This window comes from Saccharothrix sp. NRRL B-16314 (assembly GCF_000716595.1).
In the GTDB taxonomy this organism is placed as follows: domain Bacteria; phylum Actinomycetota; class Actinomycetes; order Mycobacteriales; family Pseudonocardiaceae; genus Actinosynnema.
In genome coordinates, this window is the sequence record NZ_JNXC01000234.1 from 1 (window position 1) to 312 (window position 312).

At 72.8% G+C, this 312-nt stretch carries 1 pseudogene; it reads left to right on the forward strand.

The annotated features are described in order from the left end of the window. Nucleotides 1-270 (forward strand): annotated as a pseudogene (locus tag OQ02_RS45475) (NUDIX hydrolase); the annotation flags it as partial. Nucleotides 271-312: the final 42 nt, after the last annotated feature.

Below are 312 nucleotides of genomic sequence, written 5' to 3' on the forward strand. Positions count from 1 at the left end.
CTCCTGGGCATCGACTCGATCCGCCGCTCCTGGCTGCGCCGCCTCGCCGCCCCCGGCGACTTCCAGGGGCTGCGGATCATCTACGAGGTGCAGGTCACCGGGGGTGAGCTGCGCAACGAGACCGGTGGCTCGACCGACCTCGCCGCCTGGCACCCGCTGGCGGACGTACCCGGTCTGACCCGGGTCGGACTCGTCGACATCGGCCTCGACCTGTGGCGCGAGCGGCCCCCCGTCGGACGCTCCCGGCTCGCCGATCCGGCGAACAGCTGACGATCGGCCGAAAACCGCTCAACCGGCCCCACCCCGCTCAAC